Consider the following 4,990-nt stretch of genomic DNA (forward strand, 5'->3'; position numbering starts at 1 on the left):
CCCCTGGAATTATCCGATATGTATTACCAGTGTCGGTTATATTATCCATAGTTTTTTCAATTACCTTGATGGTTCAATTCAAACTCGTTGAATCACTTCTGGGGGATACAAACACGTCTTTTTTTGAAGCGAGTGTGGATAGCAGTTATGACATTATCGATACTTCTATTAATGATTCAATCCGGTTCTATTTAAAAGGAATCGCTGAAACGTCGTTAAATCATATTGTTAACTTAGAATCTTCAGCCTCATTGAGTGAGCAAGATAAAGAACGTTTGATTAGAGAATCTCTTTCAACCATTAAAGTTGGAAAAAATGGTTATGCTTATTTGCTCGATAATGACTTCAAATTTATTTATCACCCCTACCTTCAGAATGTTGTTATAGCTGATAGCCCTTACATTTCACGTAAAGTCACTGCTCGCTCTTCTTTTATCGAGTACCTATGGAAGAACCCCGATGACGAAAAAGCCGTTGAGAAAGTTGCGTATCGTTTGATATTGGATGATGGACGTAGGCTAGGGGTTTCCGCGTATAAGGACGATCTTCTTTATCTTATCGATCTTAATCAGTTGAAGTCTAAGTTAGAAAAACACCAGTTTGGGGAATCTGGGTATGTCTATGTTTTAAACGGACAAGGTCGAATATTGCTGCACCCTGACAAGCAAGGTATGAACCTATATGAATTCGGGGACAATAGATTAGAAGAAATCGTTAAAGTGTCTAAAGAGCAGAAGCAAGGGACATTTCACTATGATGGACCTGTCGCTGAGATTGAGAAGGACTATATTTTCCGATATTACGAATACCTAGACTGGATAATCGTTGCTGGGATAGACAAGCGAGAGTTAGGCCACCCAGTAAATGTATTTATGGGCAGCGTGATGATTGCTGTTGTCAGCGTAATTTGTATCATCACTTCGTTAGTGATATTGCTAACAAAGCGCCACAATAAAGCCTTGGAAGTTCAGAATCGTGACTATTTGACGGGGCTGAGGAATCGCCGCAGCTTTATGGAGTTAGCTATACCACTGTCTCAAAAAGCTTATCAAAAGCTCGGAGCCCCTTGTTACTCAATCATTATGATTGATATTGATTTATTCAAGCAGGTGAATGACGAATTTGGACATGACCACGGGGACCTTGTCATTCACTCATTAGCTCGGATATTACTTCGCTATGAATCTGATGACATTATTTCTGGTCGGTATGGTGGAGAAGAGTTTATTGTATTTTTGAATCATATGAGTAAGAGCCAAGCGACGGAATTTGCTGAATCTCTAAGAAGGGAAATTGAGGTGATGGAGGGACTGTGCAAGCCCGTGACGGCGAGCTTAGGCTTGTATTCTTGTTACCGTTCAACTATGGATATATCACAGTCAATTACCTTGGCAGATGCCGCGTTGTATCAGGCAAAGTGCCATGGGCGCAATCAAGTGATAGTGTCTGATCATACGTAAAATCATGTAACCTCAAATATGCACTCATACTCATTTGTTTATTCTGAGTTGAGCTTCTATCCTCTAGACTAATAAACAATAAAGTAGCTAGGGATCTCTATGCCAGTGACAGCAATAGAAAAACAATTAATTCAAAATAGCTTTTCTCAGGTTGCTCCAATTGCCGATAAAGCAGCCGAAATATTTTATGCAAAATTATTTGAATATGATCCGTCGCTGAGACGTTTATTTAAGCAAGATCTGTCAGAGCAAGGTAAAAAGCTAATGATGACCTTAGGAGTCGCAGTAAAAGGATTAGATGATCTGGATTCATTGATCCCTGTACTTCAGGATCTCGCAAGGCGTCATGTAAAGTATGGAGTAACGGCAGACGACTATACGCCAGTTGGAAATGCTCTAATTTATACTTTGAAAACGGGGTTGGGCGACCAGTTTGATGAGCGGACTAAAAGCGCGTGGGTTAAGATCTATCGCGTCATAGCGACAGTGATGAGACAGGCTGCTTATCCAGGGTTTGAAGCAGATACGTACTATAACAATAAAGTTTATGTTCGATAGTTAAGACAAAAAATTGGCTGGAAATGAAATTCCAGCCAATTCTAGCTCGGTGATATTAATGTTTGAGATTAATATTCATTCGCTCTCTACTGAGCAGGATATATCTATTGAGCGGCAGCCGTTTCTTTTTCAAGAATAAGCGCATTATAACGCTCCAAGCCTGCTTCCAAATCCGCGATCAAATCATTTACGTCTTCTAAACCGATATGGACACGAATTAATGTACCTTCAAAGTTTGGGTTCGCAACGGTTCTTAAACTATTAAAACTTTTTGGTTCGTTGGCAAGGATCAAGCTTTCAAATCCACCCCAAGAGTAACCCATGCTGAAGTGCTTCATTCCATCCAATAGCGCAGTGGTCGCACGTGGGTAGCTAGTTTTAAGTACGAAGGAAAATAAGCCATTACCGCCGGTGAAATCACGTTTGAAGAACTCATGCCCAGGGCAAGTTTCTAGTGCTGGGTGACGAACATGATCGACTTCAGGTCTAGTTTGAAGCCACTGAGCGACTTTAAGGCTATTTTCAGCGTGTTGGCGTAAACGTACATCTAGTGTGCGAATACCACGCAGACCTAAGTAAGCATCGTCTGGCGATACACATTGACCCATCAAGTAGCTTTGTTCGCGTAGTTGGTCCCAGTGCTTCTCATTCGCTACAGCTGTGCCTAACATGACATCTGAGTGACCGACTATATATTTCGTCGCTGCTTGAATGGAGATATCAACGCCAAAATCAAATGGAGAGAAATTCACGCCCGCAGCCCAAGTATTATCAAGCATCACAATGATATCGTGTTCATGAGCAATACGAGAAAGTGTTGGGATGTCTTGTACTTCCATCGTTACTGAGCCAGGTGACTCCGTAAACAGTATTTTGGTGTTAGGTTGGATTAGGTCTTTAATGCCCTCACCAATAGTTGGCGCGTAGTAGGTAGTTTCTACGCCCATTTTTTTCATAATGGTGTCGCAAAAGTCACGAGTTGGTTCGTAACAGGTATCAACCATCAAAATATGGTCGCCAGTTTCGATAAACGACAAAATTGCATTTGAAATCGCTGCTGTTCCGCATGGGTACAGCGCACAGCCTGCGCCACCTTCTACGTCAACCATTGCGTCTTGAAACGCAAAGTGAGTATTCGTACCACGACGGCCATAAAATAATGTTTTATTAGCGCGGTTCACAGTAGCTTTATGCTTCTCTTCTACTGTATTGAATACAACGGTAGATGCTCGTTGAACAGGTGGGTTTACAACACCGTTGGTCCATTTTTTATCGCGGCCAGCAGTGATCAATTTGGTAGTTTTACTCTCGGACATTGTGAATTCCTTATCAACTCTAATGTCCTATTTAAAACATGCGGCAGGGGCTAAAAGCAAGTTAGATTAAAGACTTTTAGCCAATTTGAAGTGATTTTTACAGTAAAGGGTTAAAAAGATAAAAAATACGTTCAAAAAACCTCGGATATAACCCACGTTTGTTCCATTCTTTTTGATCAACTTTATGCGATTGTTCAATGTATGAATCGAGTAATTGATGGAGCTTCTGCGTGAAATGAATATCGTCTACCGCGAGCGTGACTTCAAAATTTAGCCACAAGCTACGCATATCAATGTTGACGGTTCCTACTAGGCAAAACTCTTCGTCGATCACAACGGATTTAGTATGAAGTAGCCCGCCACTGAACTCGTAAATCTCTACACCGGCATCTAATAGCTCGCTATAGAAAGAACGAGACGCCCATTTGACCATCAGAGAGTCATTGACGTGAGGAATGATCAGCTCAACCTTAATGCCTCGTTGTGCGGTGGTTTTGAGTGTACCGAGTAAATCAGAGCTTGGTACGAAGTAGGGCGTTGTAATTCGAACCGACTTGTTGGCTTGATTAATCGCGATATTCAGCACTTGTAAGATTAAGTGTTCAGGCATACCTGGGCCAGATGGCACGACTTGAATAGGATGAAGTGACTGTTGAAGATCGGGCTTAGCCTCTGGCAGTGCTGGAAGAATGCGCTCACCAGTTTCCACCTCCCAGTCCCAGCCATGAATCGCAGATAATACATTCACGGTTGGTCCAGTAATACGAACCATGATGTCAATCCATTGGCCAACGCCGCTTCCTTGTTTGAAATAAGAAGGGTCTACCATATTCATTGAACCGGTATAGGCAATAGTTTCATCAATCACGATGATCTTTCTGTGTTGACGAAGATCTAACCTGCGTAAAAATATACGCCATGGGCTCACTTCTAAAGCCTGGACCAATTGAATACCCGCATCTTCCATCATCTTTTTCCAATGACTTCTAAAGAAACGTGGACTTCCTGCGGAGTCGATAAGTAGCTTAACTTCAACTCCGCGCTTTTGCGCTTTGATAAGAGCTGACGCCACTGAGTCAGCAAGGCCGCCGGGATGCCAAATATAAAAGACCATCTTGATGCTAGATTCAGCCCGTTCGATATCTTCAATGATGGACCGTAATATTTGCTCTGGGGACTCTTGTAATGAAAGCGTATTGCCGCTGAGTGCAGGTATTCCCATTCGGTTGTTACACAGTTCATCTATTTTATGGATGGGAGAGCCGATTTGAGTAGGGTGATGGGCGTGGCAGTCATCAAGTTGACGGAACCAATTACCAAAAGGTGTGAACATTTGTTTAGCGCGGTCGGCTCTCTTCTTACCTAAATTGAGCTCGCCAAATAGAAAGTAGCAACCAACACCTACAATAGGCACGATGTAAATGACCATAAGCCACGCAAGCGATACGCTAACGGCACGGCGCTTTAATACAACGCGTAAGGTTACGCCTGCTACTAAGAGCCAATATAAAACCACAGCTGCTATTGTCAGAAAGTGATAAAGCTTTTCCACTCGGAGATTCCCTTTTCGTTTAAGCCTTCAATCATAATGCTATTTGATGAATATAGGAATTGAGCGAGATATTCATTTACAAATTAGAGTGATAGATCTAAAAG

At 41.9% G+C, this 4,990-nt stretch carries 4 protein-coding genes; 2 read left to right on the forward strand and 2 right to left on the reverse strand.

From position 1 onward, the window contains the following. Window positions 1-1,460: diguanylate cyclase (locus tag L4C33_RS19640; RefSeq protein WP_428814090.1), on the forward strand; the 1,460-nt coding region annotated here is incomplete at its 5' end. 99 nt (window positions 1,461-1,559) lie between these two features. Then, complete coding sequence (locus L4C33_RS19645) at window positions 1,560-2,018, forward strand: globin family protein (protein WP_428814091.1); 459 nt, start codon at window positions 1,560-1,562, stop codon at window positions 2,016-2,018. 104 nt (window positions 2,019-2,122) lie between these two features. Here the strand turns inward: L4C33_RS19645 and L4C33_RS19650 are convergent, their stop codons facing one another. Together L4C33_RS19650 and cls are read right to left on the reverse strand one after the other, a co-directional pair. Further along, the gene (locus tag L4C33_RS19650; RefSeq protein ID WP_428814092.1) at window positions 2,123-3,334 is read right to left on the reverse strand and encodes a cystathionine beta-lyase; all 1,212 of its coding nucleotides are present in this window, start codon (window positions 3,332-3,334) and stop codon (window positions 2,123-2,125) included. A 97-nt stretch (window positions 3,335-3,431) separates the two neighbouring features. After that, window positions 3,432-4,886 carry a cardiolipin synthase gene (cls, locus tag L4C33_RS19655; RefSeq protein WP_428814093.1) on the reverse strand — a complete coding sequence of 485 codons (1,455 nt, stop codon included), beginning with the start codon at window positions 4,884-4,886 and terminating at the stop codon, window positions 3,432-3,434. Window positions 4,887-4,990: the final 104 nt, after the last annotated feature.

This window comes from Vibrio makurazakiensis, assembly GCF_050337375.1.
Taxonomy (GTDB): domain Bacteria; phylum Pseudomonadota; class Gammaproteobacteria; order Enterobacterales; family Vibrionaceae; genus Vibrio; species Vibrio makurazakiensis.

Bases quoted from the DNA above. Each gene is read 5' to 3' on its own strand.
- L4C33_RS19645 (WP_428814091.1), top strand. From the start codon at position 1,560: ATGCCAGTGACAGCAATAGAAAAACAATTAATTCAAAATAGCTTTTCT.
- L4C33_RS19650 (WP_428814092.1), bottom strand. From the start codon at position 3,334: ATGTCCGAGAGTAAAACTACCAAATTGATCACTGCTGGCCGCGATAAA.